Here is an 18,786-nt window from a genome sequence, read left to right as displayed (position 1 = left end):
GCGATTGGCGTCCGGCGCGCGACGGAAAGAAGGCGACTACTCGCGCCGCAGCGTTTCGAGCACGGCGGATGGCGGTCGCCGGCACGCGCCGTAGCCATTGGACTGCAGCCTGGGCATCATGCCGACGACGAAGTCGATGAACGTTCTCACCTTGGCCGGAACGTGGTTCCGGCTGGGGTAGTAGACATACAGCGGGAACGTCTCGTCGCACCAGTCGGTCAGCACCGGCTCCAGTGTGCCGGCACGCAGGTGCGTGTCGATTCCGAGGTCGATCACCTGGGCGATCCCGAAGCCTGCAACGCAGGCGCCGATCTTGGTGCCCGCATCCGTGACGGTCAGGCTGCCGGTTACGGCCACTTTCACTTTTTCGCCGTCACGCCAGAACTCCCAGTCGAAGGGGCGGCCGGTAGCCGGGTCGATGGCCAGGATGCATTCGTGGCCGTCGTCGACCAGATCCTGCGGCGACCTCGGCCGGCCGCGCCGCTCCAGGTAGGACGGCGCGGCCACCGTCAGCACCCGCGGGCTGTACAGCCTTCGACAGACCAAGGTGGAAACGGATGGGGGGCCGAAGCGGATGGCGAGATCGAAGCCGTCGCTGACGAGGTCCGAGAGGTCGTTCCGGGTCTCCAGCTTCAGGTGCAGAGCGGGGTGTTCCTTCATGAACCGGGCCAGCTCCGGCGCGAGCACAAGGCGGGCGAACGCGGCATCGCACGCCACACGGAGCGTGCCGCTGGCGACCGAGGCCTGGCCGGAAGTGCCGGCGGTCGCCTCCTCGATCCCCTGCAGTAATGGCAGCACCTTCGACAACAGTTCGTGGCCCGCGTCCGTCACTTCGACGTGCCGGCTGGTGCGATGCACGAGCTTCGCGCGCAGGCGATCCTCCAGCCGCTGGATCGCGCGACTGACCGCGGGCTGAGTCTTGCCGAGGCGGGAGGCCGCTCGACCGAAGCTCCCGGATTCGGCCAGGGCCGCAAGGACAAGCAAGCCGCTTACCAGTCCTCCGTCGAGGTCTTCCATGATCCATGTGTTCCTGTAATGGCAGCGATAACCGGGTCGCCGTAGCCGAGGGCGGGGGCGATCGCTCACTATACGAGCGGTTCACTATCGAGGAAAGCCAGCCATGACCCAGACCCAGGCCGTAGTCGCGTTGATCGACGACTACTTCAATTTGGCTTATGAGCCGAAGAGCCGCGACTTCGACAAGGTTTTTCACCCGAGCTGCATGATTCAGTGGCTCGACGAAGGCCGGTTTCGCACGCTGGCGTCGCACGAGTATGCGGCGCTCATCAACGGGAGGCCGAGTCCGCGATCGACCGGCGCGCCCAGGGACGAGGCGATCCTCTCGATGGCGCATGTGTCGGACGGCCTTTCAACGGCGACGGTGCGGGTGCGGATCGGCAACCGGTTGTTCAACGATCACTTCGTCATGCACAAGGTGGATGGCAGCTGGTTGATCGCAACCAAGGCGTCCGCCGTGGTGCGTACGTTCGACTGAAGCGCCGCGCGGCAGATGCGCGTCGGGTTCCCGGGGTTTTTTGCGCCGACGAAATGCGGTGTCGCGGGATCGACGGGGGGAATCCGTAATGGGAACCTGCTCGAACGCTGTCGAGACGCCCGCTCGTCGTGGATGCCCGGGCGGCCGATTTCAGCGCTTGGGCGGGGCTGTGCCGGGACGGGGTGCGCGATACCGTTCCGGCATCCGGGCCGATGATCGTAAGATTCGGGCTCGATTGAACCCGTCAAGGATCATTGAATGAAACTCGCGATTGATCGCGTCGCACGTGTTGCCGGCTGCGTCGTCGTTGCGGCCTGCCTGTGTGGAAGCGGGCGTGCGATAGGCGCTTCCCCGCAAGTGAAGGCATTGCCGGCGACCACGGAAGCCAACTGGATACAGGCGGTCAGGCAGCATCGGACAAAAGATGGCGCAACGGTTGCCGAAGTGCTGGCCTATGCGGAAAAAATGCGGCCGCGCATCTTCAAGGCCGGACGATTCGAAGTGGGTTACAACGGCGCGACCGGCGTTGCCAGCTCGGTTTCGATCGGCTACTGGATCGGAACGAAGCGCGCGCCGGACGATGCGTTCGTCGATCTCGGATATTCGATGTCGCCTGATGGCCGCGTGATGCCTGTCTCGCCGGACGCGCACACGGCCACGGCATTGGAGAACGGACGGAAGGCGTTTCTGCGCGCCGTCGACGACGCCTATCGGGACACATGCCTGTCCGATCCCGATCATCCGCCGGCATGCTGACGAATCCGGCCCGATTGACGTCACGGAATCATCATTCGTAGAATCGCCGGTCAAGAACAACATCATTCTGAGAGAGGCGCCATGAATGCGCACCGCATGATGGAAGCAATTGCGGAACGGCCGGCTCGGCAAGCATTGCTTGTCGCGTTCCATTCCCGGCTTGGCAATCGTGCTCCGATTCCCCACCGCAGGGCCGGGCAGCCCTGCATCGGTCGCGATGACGTGCCGACACATCGCGCAAGCTGCGTGGGAGCGCATGACGCATGCCGACCTGACTTCGCCTGCCTCGTTTCCAGTCGCCGCTGGTGAAAGCCTCCATGCCGCAGTCGACCGGCCTGTCGCTCGACCTGAGCGAAGGCAATCGACCGCAGAACCGCACGCATCCACTGATCCCGCTTGCATTCGACTCGCTGTCGCTCGTCCTCGGGCTGCCGGGGCGGGCCCTTCTGCGCGACACGCTCGAGGGTCTTGACCGGACAGCCGGTTCGGCGGAAACGGTCGCAACCGGTGTGTCGCCCCGATTGGTGCCGTGGGTCGTTGCCCGGAAGCACCGCACGAAACGCATACGCGCATTCTCCCGGCGGATGCCCGGCCGTCCTGTTGCTGCGGGGATGGCGCGGCTGTTCTGTTTGCCTGGAAGTGCGGCGCCGCACGCATTGCCGATGAACCCATTTACCCCGGACTCCCTATGAACGCCTCCTCCCGGCAAATTTCTTTACCCGGTATCGCCGCGCTCATCGCGGCGGTCATTACCACGGCGCAATTTCTGATCGGCCTCTACGTGTGGTCGACGAAGTCTTCGCCGTCCGTGAATATGCTGGCCGTGCAACTGTCCACTTTCATCGGGAGCCTGGTGTTTCGAAGCGGCCTGGTGTTCCTGATCGTCCGCTGGCACGGAGAGTATCGGGACCAGCTTGCATTCCGTCGCCCCGCGTTGCCGCTGACGGCCTTTGCGTTGTGCCTGCTGGTCTGGCAGGCCGCGCAGGTACTGGTATTCCAGGCGCTCGTGGGCATGTTGCGCGGCGGTTCCCTCAGCCTGACGCACATCGTGACGCTCATCGCGCCGGTGAACGCCGTCCTCTATGCGCTCGTCGCCTGGCTTGCGTGGTGGTTCGTCACCCACCTGTTTCGCAACGACGCGTTGCCCGGGGCGCCGCGCGGCAATGCGCGGCGGCGCATTGCGGGTCTCGCGGCCTGGTTGTTTGCCAGCGTATTGCTGCTCTTCATGACGCAGGCCGTGATGATCCTGCTCGACTATTTCGACGACGATCTCAAGCTAGTGATGCTGAACTACGTCGGGGGGATCGTCGTTCCCGCCGCGATCGTCTTCGCAGGCGCGATGCTCGGCCTGCCTCGCGATCTCGGTCGACTGCACGTCCGGCGTCTGCTGGGGGCGTCGCTTGCGTCGATGGCATCGGTCCTGCTGCTGGCTTATGCGGTGCTGCGCCTCGTGGGCGACGTGCTCGGAATAGCCAGCCTGATGTCCGGCATCATGCCGGTCGTCGTTCTCGCCGCAACCGGCGCGGCCTACTGGGTGTGGTTCCGCGTGTTCTATGCCGCTGCGCGTCGCGAGACCGCTGGACCGTCGCAAGGCATGCCGTCGGCGTGAAACCCGCAAGCGGATATGGCGTGATCCGCGTGCACGACGAGACGACCCGCGGCGATTCGGCAGCGTGCGCATCGGCGCACGCACCGGCGCCCTACACCCACGCGACATCCTGCTTCAAGTGCTCTGCCCGTTGCGGCCGCTGATACAGATACCCCTGCGCATACTGAATCCCGACCGTCTGCAGCGCGCGATGCTGCGCTTCCGTTTCCACGCCCTCCGCGATGATCTTCAGGTCGTAGTGATGCGCGACGGACGCGATTCCCTCGATCAATCCCGCGCTGCCGCCGTTCAGTTGCGAGACGAACTGGCGATCGATCTTCACGTAGTCGAACGGAAAACGCGACAGCATGTCGAGATTGCTGTGATGCGTGCCGAAATCGTCGATCGCGAATTTCGCGCCTTTCGCTCTCAGCGCATGGAAGATCGCGGTGGTCCGCGCGTTCTTCTCGAGCAGGATGCGCTCGGTGACTTCGAGCACCAGCGTAAAGCCGGGCGGCAGTGCGCGAATCGCATTCTCGACGATGGACACGAACCGCGTGCGCTCGAGATCCTTCGGCGCGATGTTGACGGCGATGCGCAGCGGCATTGACGGCGTCAGCGCGGAGAGTTCCGACACGGCGGTCCGCAGCACGAATTCGGTCACTTTCGGCAGCACCGCGCTCGATTCGACCTGCGGGATGAACACCGCCGGGCTGATGGCCCCCCACTTCGGATGCTGCCAGCGCAGCAGCGCCTCGACGCCGACGGTCCTGCGCGTCCCGACCTCGACGATCGGCTGGTACACGACATGGAGTTCGTCGCGCCTGAGCGCGTTGCGCACGGCCTTCAGCAGCAGCCGGCGCGGCGCCATCGCCAGCAGGTAGGCCGCCATCACGAGGCCATCCGCCAGCAGCACGATCGTGATGCCGATCAGCCGATAGTGGTGCCGAACCTGCGACGCGTAGTGAGGGGATGCCGCAACCGACACCGTGAACGGCCAGCGGGGCGACACGATCGTGCTGCCGCCTGCGGGTTCCGCGGCCGATTCCGGCGCAAACTTTCCGTGCTGATCGAGATGGCCCGAACCCGCGATCGACAGCGTCGCGGTTTCCGTCCCGTAGCGGGCACCGTGCGCGAGTGCGTCGGCCACGTAGTCGCCTTCGACCAGGTAGAGCACGCCCGCGCCGGGCGCGGTGGCGTAAAACACGGGCAGCACCGGGATGCCCTGCTGGAACGGCGTCTGGCGCAGCAGCGTGACGAGCGTCGAACCCGGTTCCGGCTCGTGCGTGTACGCGCCCAGCGGCAAGTCGATTGCTCCCAGCGCCGACGAGCACATGACACGGCCGTCGTACACCAGCGCGACGGCGCGCAGGTAGCGCAGGCGCGTGCCTATCTCGGCGAGCGTCCGGAATACCGTCGCGCATGGCCGCCCGACGAGTGCGGTGAGTTCATCCACATGCCGCAGGCGCGCGCCGTCCAGAATGCGGTCGACCGATGCCACGATGTCGTTCGCCACGACGCGTTCATGTTCGATGACGGTATCGCGCGCATAGCGGTCGGCAAGCGCGATCGCGAATGCCGGCATGAGTACGCAAACGATAACGGCGACGAACAAGACGACCCGCGGCCAGGCGCCGCTGCGCTGGAAAACTGGTTTCGAGCCTGGCGTGAACGCCGACATTCCCGCGGTCGCCTTTGGTGTTGTGTGTTGGGAGAGGCAAGTCGAACCGGTCGATACATCGACGGCACGCCTGCGTCATGCGCGCCGCCATCTCGATGCGATCGATTCTACGGTCGCGACGGACATCCGTGACAGCCTCGTCGCAATTGGCCGTTCATTCCGAGGCTTGCCTCCATGAACATGCGCATCCGGCGCATATGAATTGGTGGAACGCACCGAAAAAATCCCCGGCCGCATGGTCTTGCGGCCGGGACGAAAAAACACCGTCTCTTGGCACGAGGATGGTGCGCGGCAAGTATAAGATGTGACGAGAGATTACGAAATATTGTTATTCAACAATTGGTGTAATTTTGTCATTGTGTCTCGACAGGAAACATTCTTTCGGGATGCTGTCTTTGCCGACCTGCCCGCGGCCCCACGTTCGGTCGCCGCGCGATACGGTCGCACGTCTCGCCGGAGCTTCGGGATGGAAGAAAATACCGTGCCCACGGTCATCGTGATCGATGGTGCAGCCGCAGCCGACGGCGGTTCGCTGTGGATCCGGATCGACGTAAACGGGCAGGCCCGCAATTACGTGCTCGATCGCGCGCTCGCTTCGCGCGGCACGCCGCGCTACAACACCATCAGCGGCGCACAGGGTCCGCTTTCGAAAGGCGAACGAAAGGAAGCGCTTGCGCTGCTGCGCAGCATTGCCGACCCCGCGATGTGGGCCGGCATGGTCGGTACGTTCACGCAGGTGCTGCAGGCGTCCGAAGATGAGTGAACGATGCGGTGCCCGCGCGTCGCGCGGGCCGCGTTCAGAAATCGTCGCGCATCTTGCGTAGCAGGTCACCGCCCGACTGATGCGTGTCCACGGCGGTGAGGACGTCGGTCAGGAACCACGGCAGGTTCAGTTGCGTATTGGAATCGCCGACGCACACGCGGATCGGCGGCGCCTTCGACGGTGAGTGCGCGTCGGGCGTGGCGCTGCGGGACGGCACGCAGTTGTTCGCGTGCGCTTGAACGGGAACCGGGCCGGCGCTGCCGGATGTTGCACCGGCGGCTGCCGGCAAGCTGACGGCGGCAAGCAGGGTCAGGACAGCGACAGCGGCAACGCGTTTCATGGGATTCTCCGGCGATGCTCGTTCGACCGCGCGGGCGGACGCGAGTTCGTCGGCGGCACGGTTGCGCACCGCGCTCAGCCGCGCGCGACGCTCGCCGCCCGCGCAGGTTGCCGGCTGCGCCACTGCTGCGGCGATTCGCCGGTCCAGCGCCGAAAGGCGCGCGTAAATGCGCTGTGTTCCGAATACCCGAGCAGCCACGCGACTTCCGCGAGGGTCAGCCGTGGATCGTTCAGGTGGTCGATCGCGAGCCGCCGCCGCGTGTCCTCGCGCAGTGTCCGGAAGTTGAGCCCGAGTTCGGCAAGCCGCCGATGCAGCGTGCGCGACGACACATGCAGGTCCGACGCGATCTGTTCGATGCTCGCTTCGCCTTGCGTCAGCAGGCGCGCGACGGCTTCGCGCACCGACTGTTCGAGATCGTCCGTCTGTCGCAGCTCGGCCAGTAGCGCGCTTGCCTGGCGTTCCATCATCCGCAGCAGTGCGTCGTCCGGTTGGCGCAGCGGCTGTGTGAGCAGGTGCAGCGGGAACGCGAGGCGGTTCACCGGCTGGCCGAACCGCACCGGGCAGCCGAAATAATCGACGTAGGGCCGATCGTCGCCGGGCGACGGGTGCACGAAGCAGACTTCGTCGGGCCCGTCACGCGTGCCGGTGATGTTGCGTGCGAACTGGACGATGGCCGTGAGCGCGACTTCGTCGACGAGCGGGCCGAGCGGCTCGGGCGCATCGTGCCATTCGATCGCGACCGACGCCGCCTCGACGCGCACTTCCATGCGCGCGACGTTCGCGATCAGGTGCTCGTATTGCTGCCAGCGCGCGAGTGCGGCGCCGGCGTCGCGGCACGCATGCAGCGCGTAGCCGAGCGCGCCGAGATGGGCCGGCGTGATCCGCTGGCCGACGTGCAGGCCGAGCAGCGGATCGTCGAGCACGTGCACCGCGCATTCGAGCAGGCGCCGCCAGTGCGCGCTCGCGTACAGCGTGAGCCCGCGGTCGTCCTCGGGCGGCCGCACCTCGCCCAGCACGCGCGCGGCATCCTTGCCCTGCTCGGACAGATAGTCGAACAGCAGCCGCACGTAGGTGCTCGAGTAGTAGACGCGCTGCGTCGAAAGCGGGGAGGCGGCGGGCATGGCGGAAAGTGTCAAGTAATCGTCGGCAAGTGTCAACGCGCAGCGACCCGCGCGCGACCATACTGCCGGCCAGTTCCTGACCGAGGCTGCGAACATGCCGACCGAGTTGATGACGTGGCTCCATGCGTTCCTGGGTAACGACGTGGACTGGAAGCAGGTGTTGCTGATCGGCATGACGCCGGTCTTCCTGATCGCGTTCGCGATCGAATACGCGGTGATGACCGGGCGCGGGCGCCGTGAACCGTTTCGCTGGAAGGAGATCGTCGCGAACCTGTCGCTCGGCGCCGGCTATCAGGTGGCCGAGACCGTGATGGGGCTCCTGTTCACCGGTGCGATCTTCGCGTGGGTCTACCGGCACCGGCTGTTCGACGTGCCGGTGAACGTCCTCACGATCGTGCCGATCTTCGTCGTCGTGGAATGCTGCTACTACTGGTTTCATCGCACGTCGCACCGCGTGCGCTGGTTCTGGGCCGCGCATGTGCCGCATCACAGCGGTGAAGTGATGAACTTCACGACGGCGATGCGGCAGTCGTTGCTGAACGCGTTCGTCGGCGTGTTCCTGTTCTACCTGCCGCCAGTCTGGCTCGGCATCCCGCCCGCGGTCGTGCTGTTCCTGCTCGCGGTCGATCTCGTGTACCAGTACTTCGTGCATACCGAAGCGATCGGGCGGCTGCCGCGCTGGTTCGAGTACGTGTTCGACACGCCGTCGAACCATCGCGCGCATCACGGCCGCAATCCGCGCTTTATCGACAGGAACTACGGCGGCGTGCTGATCGTCTTCGATCGCCTGTTCGGCACCTATGTCGAGGAAACGGAGCCGGTCGACTACGGGATCACGCAGCAGATTCGTTCGTACAACTTCATGGTGCTGAACCTGCACGAATTCGTCGACATGTGGCGTGACGTATTCGCGCCGGGGCCGATCCTGCAGCGGCTGAAGCATCTGTGGATGCCGCCCGAATGGGAGCGGCCGGGGCATCGGCCGATCCATACGTGGAGCGTCGAGCGCAAGGGTGACGACGGACGGGAATGAGATTCGGGCTGGCGGGGCGATCCAAACGTTAAGAATAGTTTGGATCGCCGGTTGGATGCTTGCGATGTGCATGGCCCTCCTTTATTGTGCCGCCACGACGGCCCCGACACAGGGGCGTCGAGCCAGATCGCAAGGAGCATTCGTCATTACCGCATCGACTCGTCGCACACACGTGCGTGCATTTCTCGTGGCCTCGTTCGCCTATCTCAATCTTGCACATCCTGCGTCAGCGGTCTACACGGAGGCGTGGATGAGCGACGGCGACGTGAAGGAATACGCGCGGCAGGTCAAGCATCCGGCCGTGGCGGCGAGCAGTGCGACAGCCGCAAAGCCGGTTCGGCAGCCCGTTCGCTCGCGCGCGACCGGCCCGGTCGCCGCGCATGCCGACGCGAAGCCTGCCGCCAAGTCGCAGCCGGCTGCGGCCAAGGTGCGGAGGCCTCAGGAGGCGGGGCGTACCGACCCGAAACGGAAAACCGCCGCGAATCCGCAGCGCGTACGGGCGGTACGCACGGGTACGGTCGTGCGGCCTGAAGTGTCGAAGCATTGACGCTGCGCCGCGCGCCGCACTGCCGCGCGCTCGGTGATAATCGCAGCATTCGACGGTTACGGAGAACATCGTGTCGCTCATGGATCGCTTGTTGTCACGTGGCGTGCCGAACACCTCGTCGCGAAGGCAGGTGACCGTGCGCGTGTGGCTCGACGAACAGGGACGCGTGCGCGATCTGAAGGTCCGGCGCAGCTGCGGCGATTCCGCGCTCGACGAGAAAGCGCTCCACGCGATTGCCGTGATGCGCTTCCCCGCCGGTCACCTCGGCTCCGGCGGGAAATCCGCCAAGCGCTGGCACGATCTCAACTATCCGGTGGACTGACGGCGCGCCGCTGTCCGTCACGGATACCCGTAACACCGCTTCAACCCCGCGTAGTCATAGAAGTGACTGCCCGGCGCGAGCTTCGCGCCATCGCACGCAGCCTGGAAATCCGTTTCACGCTCGTTGTACAGCATCTTCACGATGAGCCGCGATCCGTTGCGATAGACATCCCACTGCATGTTCGCGGCCATCGGCGACACCTGATCGCCGCGCCACGGGTTGTTCGCGTACGTGTACGTCTGCGCTTGCGGCGTCGGCACGAATACGTTCTTCAGGTGCATGATCGACGCGAACGGAATCATGATCTCCGCATGCGTGAAGCGCAGCTTCGCGGCGCGGGTCAGGTCGCCGCGCGCGATCGCATCGACTTCATCGAAGAAATCGTCCTGCAGCACCTTCGCCATCCGGTACGTGACGGGGTTCGCTTCCTGGATGCCGGGCCCCTTCTGGTAGTAGTCCTCGGCATCCTGCAGATACGCGAGATACTGCGCCTGCTCCGCGCCGATGTACTTTTCCATCGTGACGCCGCCCGTTTCTGCCGCCATCGCGGGCGCGACCTGCAACAGGTTGTACAGCACGTTCACCGCATCGACAGCCGTCGCGATCTTCGTCTTGCCGTCGCCCTTCAGCGTGTTGGTGAACTTGCCGTCCGCCGACGTGAACGCATAGGTGCCCGTGTTCGCGAACGTGTAGCCGCTGGTGCCGAGCTTCGCGATGAATGCCTGCGACACGAGCGCGGACAGCACCGTTTGCGCGACCTCGGCCGCCTGCGGCGCGGCCTTGATCGCGTTGAGCTTCGCGGCCACCGTCGCATCGTTCGCATAAGCCTGGTAGGCCTGGCTCGCCTGGTAGGTCGCGTAGTACGGATTGCCCGTATCGGTCACGAGGTCGGTGGCCGGCTTCAGCGAGTGGAAGTACAGCAGGAAACGGTTGGTGCCGGCCGGCTGCACGACCGGCGCGCTCGCGGGATAACCGGACGGCGCGGCCGGCAGCGTGATCGCCGGGGCCAGTGCCGGTTGCGCGGCCACGAGCGACGAGGAGAAAAAGGTCGAACTGTCGACCGCGCGATCCTGGCCCGAGTTGACGACGACGATCTGCCGGTTCCCGGCCGCGAACAGCGTGGGCAGCCGCTGCGCGAGGCGCGCGGCGAGTTGCTGGTGTTCACGGATGCCGGTTTGCGTGAGGTTGCCGTACCCGGGCGTGGAGATGCCCGCCACGCCATAGCCGAGCAGCGCATTGGCTTTCATCATCGCGTACGTATCGGCCTTGAGCTGTGCGCCGAGCGCGGTCAGGGCGCCGTCGGCTTCGGCTTTGACCAGCATCGCGTAGATCGCGCCGTCGTACTTGAAACCCGACAGCCCGCGCGAGCCGTGGCGCGCGACGAGTTCAGTGTAGACGGGCGCGTAGCCGGCGGGCGGTGCTTCGTACGTCGCGGCGTCCTGCTGCGGACGGTATGGCGTCTTCGTCTGGTAATAGGTCGCGGGTGCCGGCGTGGGCTGGGGTTGCGGTTGCGGTGCGGGCGTCGAGCCGCTGTTGTCGGCCGAGGCCGCGGGCGGCGTCGAATCGTCCCCGCCGCAAGCGGCGAGCAGCAGGCAGGTAAGGGCGAGGGCGGCGGCGGTGCGGGTCGGGCGTGTCATCGTGGTGTGCAACGGGCGGGACGATGCGGTTTCGCGTCGTCCCGTTTCCGGGAGGGATGGGTCAAGCCCGGAAGTGTTGCAAGCGACTTTGACAGCAGAATGTCAGGATTCGGTCGGGCAATCGTCGGATGGCCGCCGAATCGAGGGTGGCCGGCCGTCGCCAGCCGGTGTGCGGGCGGTCAGTGCAGGCCGGCCGATGCGATCGAGCGTACGGTGTCGGTGATGTTCACGCAGCGCGACAGGCCGAAATGCTCGGCTTCCCGGCGCTCCGGTTCGCTGCTCGCGATCCCCACCGCGCGTTCGGGCGGTACGCCGAGTGCCTGCAGTGCGACGTCGAAAGGATGCTGGTTTGATCCGGAGTCCTGCTGATTGGCATCCGTGACGACGACCGAGAAGCGGTCGAGGTTCGCGCGGCCGAACTGGCCTTCGAACATGTCGCTGAGCCGTGCGGCCGGCAGCGTCGTGACGAGACCGAGTCGATATCCTTCTTCCGATGCCCGGTCGAGCCACTGGATGATCGCGTCGCGTTGATGGCGCGATTCATGCGAATCCGGTGTTGCTTCGATTTGCGCGAATGCAGCGTCGAGACGGGTGACGATGGCTTCGATAACCACGGTGATTCCTCTTCAGAAACGTGATGATCCGTTCGCCGACGGGAATGCCACACACCTTAGCGTCCATCCTGAAAACGCGACCAATTAATATTTTTATCCAACCTATACGATTCGACTAATGAATCGGGGTGTGAGCCAGAACCGGCGCGGGATGCGTGTCGCGCGACATTTTTCGAGCGACATGCCTCGCATCGACGGTTTTCGATGTGATGCACCAAAGTCGCGCACGTTGTGGATGCAACCGTTATATGCATATAGAAAAACGGCATATCGAGCGATGGCCGCCCGATATGCCGTTGTGCGATGCTCGCGTGCGAGTCGTCGATCAGTGCAGCTTGATCGACGGCTGGTTGCGGCTTTGCAGCCAGTGGCTCAGCGACTGGAACAGCGCACGCTTCACGCCGACCACGCTGAACAGGTGCTTGCGATACAGGAACTTGTACAGGCCGATCGCGGCGAGCCCGTCGACGATCAGCGAGCGCGAACGCACGCCGAGGTCGGCCTGGTACACGGCGCCCGCATGCCCGAGCGACACGACGGTGCCTGCATCACGGAACGTGAAGCCGGCCACCGGCTTGCCGGCGACGCGGCGCGCGAACGCGTTGACCAGATACACGGCCTGCTGGTACGCAACCTGCGCGCGCGGCGGCAGGAAGCCGCTCGCACCGGCCGTCGGGCACGCGGCGCAGTCGCCGAACGCATACACGTGCGGATCGTCGGGCGTCTGCAGCGTATCGGTCACGATCACCTGGTTCGCACGATTGAGCGCGATGTCGCCGATTTCGCGCAGCATCACGGGGCCCGCCACGCCGGCCGCCCAGATCGTGATGTCGCTCGCGAGCCGTTCGCCCGTCGCGGTCGTCACGGCATCCGCGCCGACTTCCGCCACGCGGGTATCGGTCAGCACGTCCACGTTCAGCGCGCGAAGCTGCGCATGCATCTTGCCGGACAGCCGCGCGTCGAGTGCCGGCAGGATGCGCGGGCCGCCTTCGATCAACCGGATGTGCACGTCGCGTGCGGATACCAGCGCCTTGAAGCGGTACGTCGTCAGCTGCTGGATCGCATGCCGCAATGCCGCGGCCAGCTCGACGCCCGTCGCACCCGCGCCGATCACGTTGATGCAGATCGGCGCCGCCCGCCGCGCGGGTTGCTGCTCGGCCAGGTGATTCGCCTTCGTGCAGGCCGCGAGGAACTTCCGGCGGAAATCCTCGGCCTGGTCGAGGTTTTCGAGCGGCAACGCATGGCGCGCGGCACCCGGCACGTTGAAGAAGTTCGTCACGCTGCCGACGGCGAGCACGAGGTCGTCATAGTCGAGCTCGCGCTGCGGCAGGATTTCCGTGCCGTCCGCGTCCTGTACGGCCGCGATCGTTGCGGTGCGTGCCGCGCGGTCGACCCGCTGCAGCGCGCCCTGCACGAAACGGAAACCGTGGCGCTTTGCTTGCGCCGCGTACTCGATCGTGTGCGATGCCGGGTCGCGATGGCCCGAAGCGGCTTCGTGCAGCAGCGGCTTCCAGAAGTGCGTCGGGTAGCGGTCGACGAGCACGACTTCGGCTTGGCCGCGGCGTCCGACCGTATCGCCGAGACGCGTGGCGAGGTGCAGGCCGCCGGCGCCGCCGCCGACGATCACGATGCGCGGCAGGCGCGGTGCGCGGTCCGTTGCAAGGTTGGGCGTGGTGTTGTCCATGTGGGGCTCCCGCTGAATGACGATTCGGATGACATTGCTCAAGAACCGACGATATAGTTTCGAACCCACTCGAACAATTTAATGTTTATAAGCGACTCATATGTATTCACTTATAGGAAAGACCGCGACGTTCCGGCAGCTGAAGGCGCTGGACATGATTGCGCGGCTCGGCAGCGTGTCGCGGGCGGCCGAGGAGCTGAACCTGACGCAGCCGGCCGTGTCGCTGCAGGTTCGCCTGCTCGAGGAGGCGGTGGGCGCCGCCTTGCTGCAGCGGGTGGGGCGCGGGGTACAGCTGACCGCGGCCGGCGAGATCGTGTCGCGCTATGCGCGCGAGATCCTGCATCTGTGGAGCGAGGCCGGCGACGAAGTGGCCGCGCTGACCGGCGATCTCGGCGGCACGCTGCGGATCGGTGCGATCACGACGGCCGAGTACCTGATTCCGCCGCTGCTCGTGAAATTCACCGCGACGCGTCCGCATGTGAAGACTTATTTCAAGGTTGGAAATCGCGACGACATCATCCGCATGCTCGCCACGCATGAAATCGATCTCGCGGTGATGGGCAGCGCGCCGAAGGAATTGCGTACGCATGCGGTGGAGTTCGCGAAGCATCCGATGGTGTTCGTCGCGGCGCCTGGCCATCCGCTGATGCAGCGCAAGCGCATCTCGCTGAAGGATCTCGAATCCGCGCACCTGCTCGTGCGCGAACGCGGCGCGGGCACGCGCTCGACCGTCGAGAACCTCTTCAAGACGGCCGGCCACCGCTTCCATGTGGGCTCCGAACTGTCGAGCAACGAGGCGATCAAGCAGATGGCCGAAGCCGGGCTCGGTGTCGCGTTCCTGTCGTTGCACGCGTGTGCACTCGAATTGCGCACCGGGCTGCTCGGGCAACTGCCGTTCCCTGGCAACCCGATCGAACGCGAATGGTATGTGGTCACGCTCGCCGACCGGCGCATTTCGCAGGTCACGGGGCTGTTCCGCGATTTCCTGATCAAGCAGGGCGCGCCGGTGATCGACGGCGCGACGGTGGCACCGCACGAGCGGCGGCGCAAGTAGGTGGACGATGCCGGCCGTGCGGCCGGTCAGACGAGCCCGAAGTCGTCGTTGCTGTCGGGGATCGACGCGAGCAGCCGTTCGAGCCGGTACCAGCCCACGATGCGCAGGCACCGGGCGGCTATCGTGGTGCGGTCGTTGCGGGAGCGGGAGCGGGGGCCGGACGAGGGACGGGTGGCGGCGGGCGACGGCGCGGTGAGCGCGGCGCGTTGCGCAAGGCAGTGAGGCATGACGGTCTCCGTAGGTGTCGGATGGGGCCATCGTAAGCGGCACGGCGGCCGCCGGCGCACACGCAAGGATGGCCACGAGCAGAAACGGATGATCTTTTTCTGCTCAGCCGGGGTGAGCCGCCGACAGGCCCGGCAGGCGGGCCGAAAACGCGTCACAATGCGCGTTCGACATCCCCATCAACCGGAGGAAGGCCATGAGCGATGCGATTCTCGCGGCGCCGACGGACAACGGCGTCCCGGTCAGCCTGCGCTCCAGCCGCGGGCTCGGCTGGCAGGGCTTTGGCGCGTCGCTGCTGGAAATCCGCGCGGGCACCTACCGGATTCCGGCGGCCGAGCATCACCGGATCGGCGTGCATATAGGCGGGCCCGTTCGCGCGGATTGCGTGTGCGACGGCGAACGCGTATCGCGCATTCAGGCGCATGGCGACGTCGACGTGATTCCGGCGGGCTTGCCCGGCCAGTGGACCGACAGCGCCGACTGCCGGATCCTGCACATCATGCTCAGCGACACGTTCGTGCGGCGCACCGTCGAGCAGCTCGAACTGAAGCCGTCGCAGGGGCAGATCCGCCGCCGGCTGCAGGTGCGCGACCCGCGCCTTCAGCACATCGCGTGGGCGATGGCGGCCGAACTCGAAGCGGAGGACGCGTCGGATCCGCTCTATGCGGAAAGCCTGTGCACGGCGCTCGTCGCGCGGCTGGTCGACGGCCAGCCGGCGCTTCGCGAGCGCCGCCGCACGCTCGCGCCGAAGGCGGCCGCGCGCGTGATCGACTATGTCGAAGCGAATCTCGAGCGGCGCATGACGCTTGCCGAACTCGCGGCGCTCGTGTCGATCAGCGTCCCGCATTTCAAGGTGCTGTTCCGCGAAACGCTCGGGATGCCCGTGCATCAGTACGTCGTGCGGCGCCGGGTCGAGCGGGCGAAGACGTTGCTGCTCGAAGGCCGGCTGAGTATCAGCCAGATCGCGCTCGAAGCCGGGTTTGCGCACCAGAGCCACATGGCGAACTGGATGAATCGCGTGGTGGGTGCGACGCCGACGGAGATTGCGCGATCGGGGGAGCGGGGTGGGTTGAGGCTGGCGTATGAGGGCGAGGGGAAGGGCTGACGCATAGCTACAAGTCCGGTGACTGTGTCGGTTTCGGTAGCTGTTTCGACACGACCACTGTGATTGCAGGCAATCGGTTGGGAATCCGGGCATGAATGTACACAGATGCGGCGGTGTGTCTGGGGCAGTAATGGGGTTGGTGAAAGGTAGCGCGAGTGGATGCCACCCCTAACCTAAACAGCGGTGATGGCGGTTTTATGGCCTAGTGATATAGAAACAAGAGTGGATTCCCAAGGCATGCTTTTACTTCATTGACTGGCACGCACTGTGGACCTACTCCTTCAGAATATTTACTTGTCAATCGTGCGAAGCAGGATGCGTTGGCGATGGCTTGCTTGTAGATTTTTGAGTTCTTGGTGGTCGATAAATTCAATTCCTCAGTCAGCCCAAATCCTCTTTGAAAATCGTAATTAATAGTTCTCTGTACATCGATGGCGAATAGATATTTATCCCAACATTTCTTGTATTCTGATGTTGCGTAAGGGGAGTCGCTGTGAAGTGATAATTTGTGGCGAAGATTGATATCTCCGACTATAAAAAAATACTCGGGCCTCGGGAGCCATGCTATTGCGTCACCGTAGCCGTGGAGGTAAGCCTTTTGAAGATCTCCATTTATGAATGCCTCTCGACCTCTCTCTTCGGCTTCCCTTGCATTTTTAATGCTCTCATTTTTGTTTATATTTTCTCGATATCCTTCGACTGTTCTTCTGAACATGGTCCACTCGGTTGCGGGGCTGCTGTTCAAATCAGGTGATGCGAATGACCAATCGGAGAACCCGATGATCGCAACGAGAAAGCAAGCGGTGTAAAGGGAGCAGCTACGCACTATCTTGTTCTCCGAGGTTGACCTTTGACAATGAGGGTGCCTACGCTGTTTCCGTCTGGACCGCGGTGGCGAACAAGCGTTTCGTGAATCTCGGACCACTTCTTCAGGTGCACAACGGTAACGCATCCTTCCGATACGTTTCCCACGTGAACATATCTGCTGTTGTTGCCATGGGCGATAGGAAACCAGACTTGATGATGGGATAGATTTGGATATTCGCGTTTATACTGCTCGGTATATTCTTTTTTGTGAGGGAAGTCGGGTAGCAAAATTGTATAGGTTCCGGGTGGGATAGGATGAAATTCGCCGCCCCAGCTTGTGTTCATTGTCGCTTCAAACCTGATTTCGCCGAGTGTCCCGCTGGCTAATTGCTGTGGCAACATTCTCTTTCGAGTGATTGATTCCCAACTCTCATCATAAGCGCCATAGGTCATGACGAGTTCGACAGATTTTTGTGTGGGCGCTGTCTTGCCAAGGTATTGGCTGGCGTTCGAATCTGACAGAAAGGCGATTGTTCCCCGAGATTCCCCTTCCATTACCTTGAAGTAAGTGCGGCCATTTTTGCTGCCAATAAGCGTGACTTTGCAATACTTGAAAAGTGATTTCCACTCTGAACGTGGAAGATCGTCTCTCCCGACAAGTAACCAGCCACTGTCGATGTCGACTTTATTGACGTAACGTATCACGTCAGTTTGAACTACTTGGAAGCTATGCGGTGTAGTATTGGTCGCGGCGTTGGCCGACCATGCGAGATTTGTCATCGATCAGTCCTGGATTTAACGTGTAAGCAGCCAATCCATATCTGGTTCGATGGTTAGGCTCTGTGTTTCTACGCAAATTACGCGCTCAGTACGTCCATGCATGTCGGTGGTTCCGCGATATACCGTGCCGTCTGCTGCCGTGATTTTGTAAGGCATCCCTGGAATCGAATGCCCGTCCAGATCACGCAAGATGAATTGCTCGTCGTAACCACAGCCGTTCGCGAATGCGGTGTGAGCGGAGACCATGTTCGCTGGGGCCGTCCGTGCTATAAGCACCGCTCCGCAGGTCGTTCTATGCCCTTCGACGGCCATGGGCCGATCGTCACTTATCGACGTTTCGAGGCCTTCTGCGATTTTGAAAATATGGGGCGGGCATTTTGGGCAGGTCACAAGATCGCCTTGGCGAGCAATTGGAATGTCGTTCCATGTGTGAAATTGATTTCCGGATATGACAACCCCTCCGTGAGAAGTCATATCCCCCACGACACACTGCGCTCGACCTATCAGACTGGCTCTCATTGACCGCTCCATATTATTGCGGATTTAAAATATTGATTCGATTGGGATGGCGTGCTTCATTGTTGAAAGCAAGTTAATTGGCTATATAGCCATCTTCTAACAAAAGGAGGTTTGGAATAAGAAGAAGTGAACCCGATGCGAGCAAGAAAGTACATGAGATGCATCCTTAAAAATATAGAGATGAATCTGATTTTTATTGAGATTGCTCGGAATCCCGTAATGGGAATCTGGTCTGTACGTCTCGTCCATGGGCGAGCAGGGCGATCAGTGGGGACTCCCCGCGCGGGGAGTGATCTGGCCTTGTTGAGCAACTGCGATTTGTGCGGTTGGTTGTTAGCCGCAGGTTAGAACGTGAGCAACTGTCAAATTTATTCGCGCTCAATAACTCGCAAAAGTTCGGTGCGTCGTTTCGACATGGTGCCCAACGCCTGAGTCGGAAGTGGTGTTTCGGCAGCGCCAACGAAATCGCGATCATCTGAGACTCAGTTCTTTAGACATGAGTCTCGGGTGATCAGCGTGGCACATTCTCGTCGTCGAGCTTATCCCACTCAGCATCAGCCGCTTCACCAAGGCGGCCAACTGTCAAGGCGATCAGACGCAAGTAAATACCGTCTCCGGGTGGCTCTTGTATTCCCGTTGCTTCGCTTCCGTCCCCTTGATTACAAAGACCGTGAGGTGTCGAACGCGTGCTACTGGGGTTTATCCGGTTCCGCGA

22 protein-coding genes are annotated in these 18,786 nt (G+C 63.3%); 11 read left to right on the top strand and 11 right to left on the bottom strand.

Annotated elements, in window-relative coordinates; translation table 11 throughout:
- Positions 1–36: 36 nt before the first annotated feature.
- Complete coding sequence (locus ABIC51_RS00845; protein WP_124546431.1) at positions 37–1,017, bottom strand: LysR family transcriptional regulator; 981 nt, start codon at positions 1,015–1,017, stop codon at positions 37–39.
- Between the two features lie 103 nt (positions 1,018–1,120).
- Here ABIC51_RS00845 and ABIC51_RS00840 point away from each other — a divergent pair, with 103 nt between their 5' ends.
- The 4 genes from ABIC51_RS00840 to ABIC51_RS00825 all read left to right on the top strand — a co-directional run bounded on the left by ABIC51_RS00840 (position 1,121) and on the right by ABIC51_RS00825 (position 3,860).
- Positions 1,121–1,495, top strand: coding sequence for a nuclear transport factor 2 family protein (locus ABIC51_RS00840; RefSeq protein ID WP_027790038.1), 375 nt, complete (start codon positions 1,121–1,123; stop codon positions 1,493–1,495).
- 258 nt (positions 1,496–1,753) lie between these two features.
- A complete protein-coding gene (locus tag ABIC51_RS00835) occupies positions 1,754–2,251 on the top strand; it encodes a hypothetical protein (protein ID WP_146254201.1) in 498 nt (165 codons plus the stop codon).
- Positions 2,252–2,568: 317 nt separating this feature from the next.
- Positions 2,569–2,943 carry a hypothetical protein gene (locus ABIC51_RS00830; RefSeq protein ID WP_175852075.1) on the top strand — a complete coding sequence of 125 codons (375 nt, stop codon included), beginning with the start codon at positions 2,569–2,571 and terminating at the stop codon, positions 2,941–2,943.
- Complete coding sequence (locus ABIC51_RS00825; protein WP_027790036.1) at positions 2,940–3,860, top strand: hypothetical protein; 921 nt, start codon at positions 2,940–2,942, stop codon at positions 3,858–3,860. The genes ABIC51_RS00830 and ABIC51_RS00825 overlap by 4 nt, the downstream gene beginning before the upstream one ends.
- A gap of 91 nt (positions 3,861–3,951) precedes the next feature.
- On the opposite strand, the gene ABIC51_RS00820 is transcribed toward ABIC51_RS00825, so the two are convergent.
- Positions 3,952–5,520, bottom strand: a complete 1,569-nt coding sequence (locus tag ABIC51_RS00820; RefSeq protein WP_060349475.1) for an EAL domain-containing protein — start codon at positions 5,518–5,520, stop codon at positions 3,952–3,954.
- Between ABIC51_RS00820 and ABIC51_RS00815 the strand changes: the two genes are divergently transcribed.
- Together ABIC51_RS00815 and ABIC51_RS00810 are read left to right on the top strand one after the other, a co-directional pair.
- The gene (locus ABIC51_RS00815) at positions 5,423–5,698 is read left to right on the top strand and encodes a hypothetical protein (protein ID WP_162269108.1); all 276 of its coding nucleotides are present in this window, start codon (positions 5,423–5,425) and stop codon (positions 5,696–5,698) included. The two genes, ABIC51_RS00820 and ABIC51_RS00815, sit on opposite strands and share 98 nt — an antisense overlap.
- Before the next feature lie 126 nt (positions 5,699–5,824).
- Positions 5,825–6,283 carry a hypothetical protein gene (locus ABIC51_RS00810; RefSeq protein ID WP_226254199.1) on the top strand — a complete coding sequence of 153 codons (459 nt, stop codon included), beginning with the start codon at positions 5,825–5,827 and terminating at the stop codon, positions 6,281–6,283.
- 34 nt (positions 6,284–6,317) lie between these two features.
- Here ABIC51_RS00810 and ABIC51_RS00805 read toward each other — a convergent pair whose 3' ends face one another.
- On the bottom strand, positions 6,318–6,623 hold the full coding sequence (locus ABIC51_RS00805) for a hypothetical protein (protein WP_146254199.1): 306 nt from the start codon (positions 6,621–6,623) through the stop codon (positions 6,318–6,320).
- Positions 6,624–6,697: 74 nt separating this feature from the next.
- Positions 6,698–7,744 (bottom strand): AraC family transcriptional regulator, encoded by a 1,047-nt coding sequence (locus ABIC51_RS00800; protein ID WP_354006306.1) that lies wholly within the window; start codon positions 7,742–7,744, stop codon positions 6,698–6,700.
- 94 nt (positions 7,745–7,838) lie between these two features.
- Between ABIC51_RS00800 and ABIC51_RS00795 the strand changes: the two genes are divergently transcribed.
- The 3 genes from ABIC51_RS00795 to ABIC51_RS00785 all read left to right on the top strand — a co-directional run bounded on the left by ABIC51_RS00795 (position 7,839) and on the right by ABIC51_RS00785 (position 9,646).
- Entirely contained in the window at positions 7,839–8,777 is a 939-nt protein-coding gene (locus ABIC51_RS00795; protein ID WP_354006305.1) for a sterol desaturase family protein, read from the top strand.
- Between the two features lie 250 nt (positions 8,778–9,027).
- Positions 9,028–9,324 (top strand): transcriptional regulator, encoded by a 297-nt coding sequence (locus tag ABIC51_RS00790; protein ID WP_226128255.1) that lies wholly within the window; start codon positions 9,028–9,030, stop codon positions 9,322–9,324.
- A gap of 79 nt (positions 9,325–9,403) precedes the next feature.
- Positions 9,404–9,646, top strand: coding sequence for an energy transducer TonB family protein (locus ABIC51_RS00785; protein ID WP_059695169.1), 243 nt, complete (start codon positions 9,404–9,406; stop codon positions 9,644–9,646).
- A 17-nt stretch (positions 9,647–9,663) separates the two neighbouring features.
- On the opposite strand, the gene ABIC51_RS00780 is transcribed toward ABIC51_RS00785, so the two are convergent.
- The 3 genes from ABIC51_RS00780 to ABIC51_RS00770 form a co-directional block, all read right to left on the bottom strand.
- On the bottom strand, positions 9,664–11,283 hold the full coding sequence (locus ABIC51_RS00780; protein WP_354006304.1) for a histidine-type phosphatase: 1,620 nt from the start codon (positions 11,281–11,283) through the stop codon (positions 9,664–9,666).
- Between the two features lie 179 nt (positions 11,284–11,462).
- Complete coding sequence (locus ABIC51_RS00775; protein ID WP_021158004.1) at positions 11,463–11,897, bottom strand: HAD family hydrolase; 435 nt, start codon at positions 11,895–11,897, stop codon at positions 11,463–11,465.
- Positions 11,898–12,222: 325 nt separating this feature from the next.
- Positions 12,223–13,581: an NAD(P)/FAD-dependent oxidoreductase gene (locus ABIC51_RS00770; RefSeq protein WP_354006303.1), complete on the bottom strand. Its 1,359-nt coding sequence runs from the start codon at positions 13,579–13,581 to the stop codon at positions 12,223–12,225.
- 100 nt (positions 13,582–13,681) lie between these two features.
- On the opposite strand from ABIC51_RS00770, the gene ABIC51_RS00765 reads away from it, so the two are divergent.
- The gene (locus ABIC51_RS00765) at positions 13,682–14,635 is read left to right on the top strand and encodes a LysR family transcriptional regulator (RefSeq protein ID WP_021158002.1); all 954 of its coding nucleotides are present in this window, start codon (positions 13,682–13,684) and stop codon (positions 14,633–14,635) included.
- A 26-nt stretch (positions 14,636–14,661) separates the two neighbouring features.
- Here ABIC51_RS00765 and ABIC51_RS00760 read toward each other — a convergent pair whose 3' ends face one another.
- A complete protein-coding gene (locus ABIC51_RS00760) occupies positions 14,662–14,862 on the bottom strand; it encodes a hypothetical protein (RefSeq protein ID WP_226181484.1) in 201 nt (66 codons plus the stop codon).
- Positions 14,863–15,056: 194 nt separating this feature from the next.
- Between ABIC51_RS00760 and ABIC51_RS00755 the strand changes: the two genes are divergently transcribed.
- Positions 15,057–15,965 carry an AraC family transcriptional regulator gene (locus tag ABIC51_RS00755; protein ID WP_354006302.1) on the top strand — a complete coding sequence of 303 codons (909 nt, stop codon included), beginning with the start codon at positions 15,057–15,059 and terminating at the stop codon, positions 15,963–15,965.
- A gap of 202 nt (positions 15,966–16,167) precedes the next feature.
- Here the strand turns inward: ABIC51_RS00755 and ABIC51_RS00750 are convergent, their stop codons facing one another.
- The 3 genes from ABIC51_RS00750 to ABIC51_RS00740 all read right to left on the bottom strand — a co-directional run bounded on the left by ABIC51_RS00750 (position 16,168) and on the right by ABIC51_RS00740 (position 18,026).
- The gene (locus tag ABIC51_RS00750; RefSeq protein ID WP_138143405.1) at positions 16,168–16,680 is read right to left on the bottom strand and encodes a hypothetical protein; all 513 of its coding nucleotides are present in this window, start codon (positions 16,678–16,680) and stop codon (positions 16,168–16,170) included.
- Positions 16,681–16,790: 110 nt separating this feature from the next.
- Positions 16,791–17,552, bottom strand: coding sequence for a hypothetical protein (locus ABIC51_RS00745; protein WP_175852081.1), 762 nt, complete (start codon positions 17,550–17,552; stop codon positions 16,791–16,793).
- A gap of 15 nt (positions 17,553–17,567) precedes the next feature.
- Complete coding sequence (locus tag ABIC51_RS00740) at positions 17,568–18,026, bottom strand: PAAR domain-containing protein (RefSeq protein ID WP_226113274.1); 459 nt, start codon at positions 18,024–18,026, stop codon at positions 17,568–17,570.
- Positions 18,027–18,786: the final 760 nt, after the last annotated feature.

This window comes from Burkholderia sp. 572 (genome assembly GCF_040545135.1).
Lineage (GTDB): Bacteria > Pseudomonadota > Gammaproteobacteria > Burkholderiales > Burkholderiaceae > Burkholderia > Burkholderia cepacia.
Note: the sequence above shows the minus strand (reverse complement) of the source record. Positions and strands in the feature narration are given on the sequence as shown.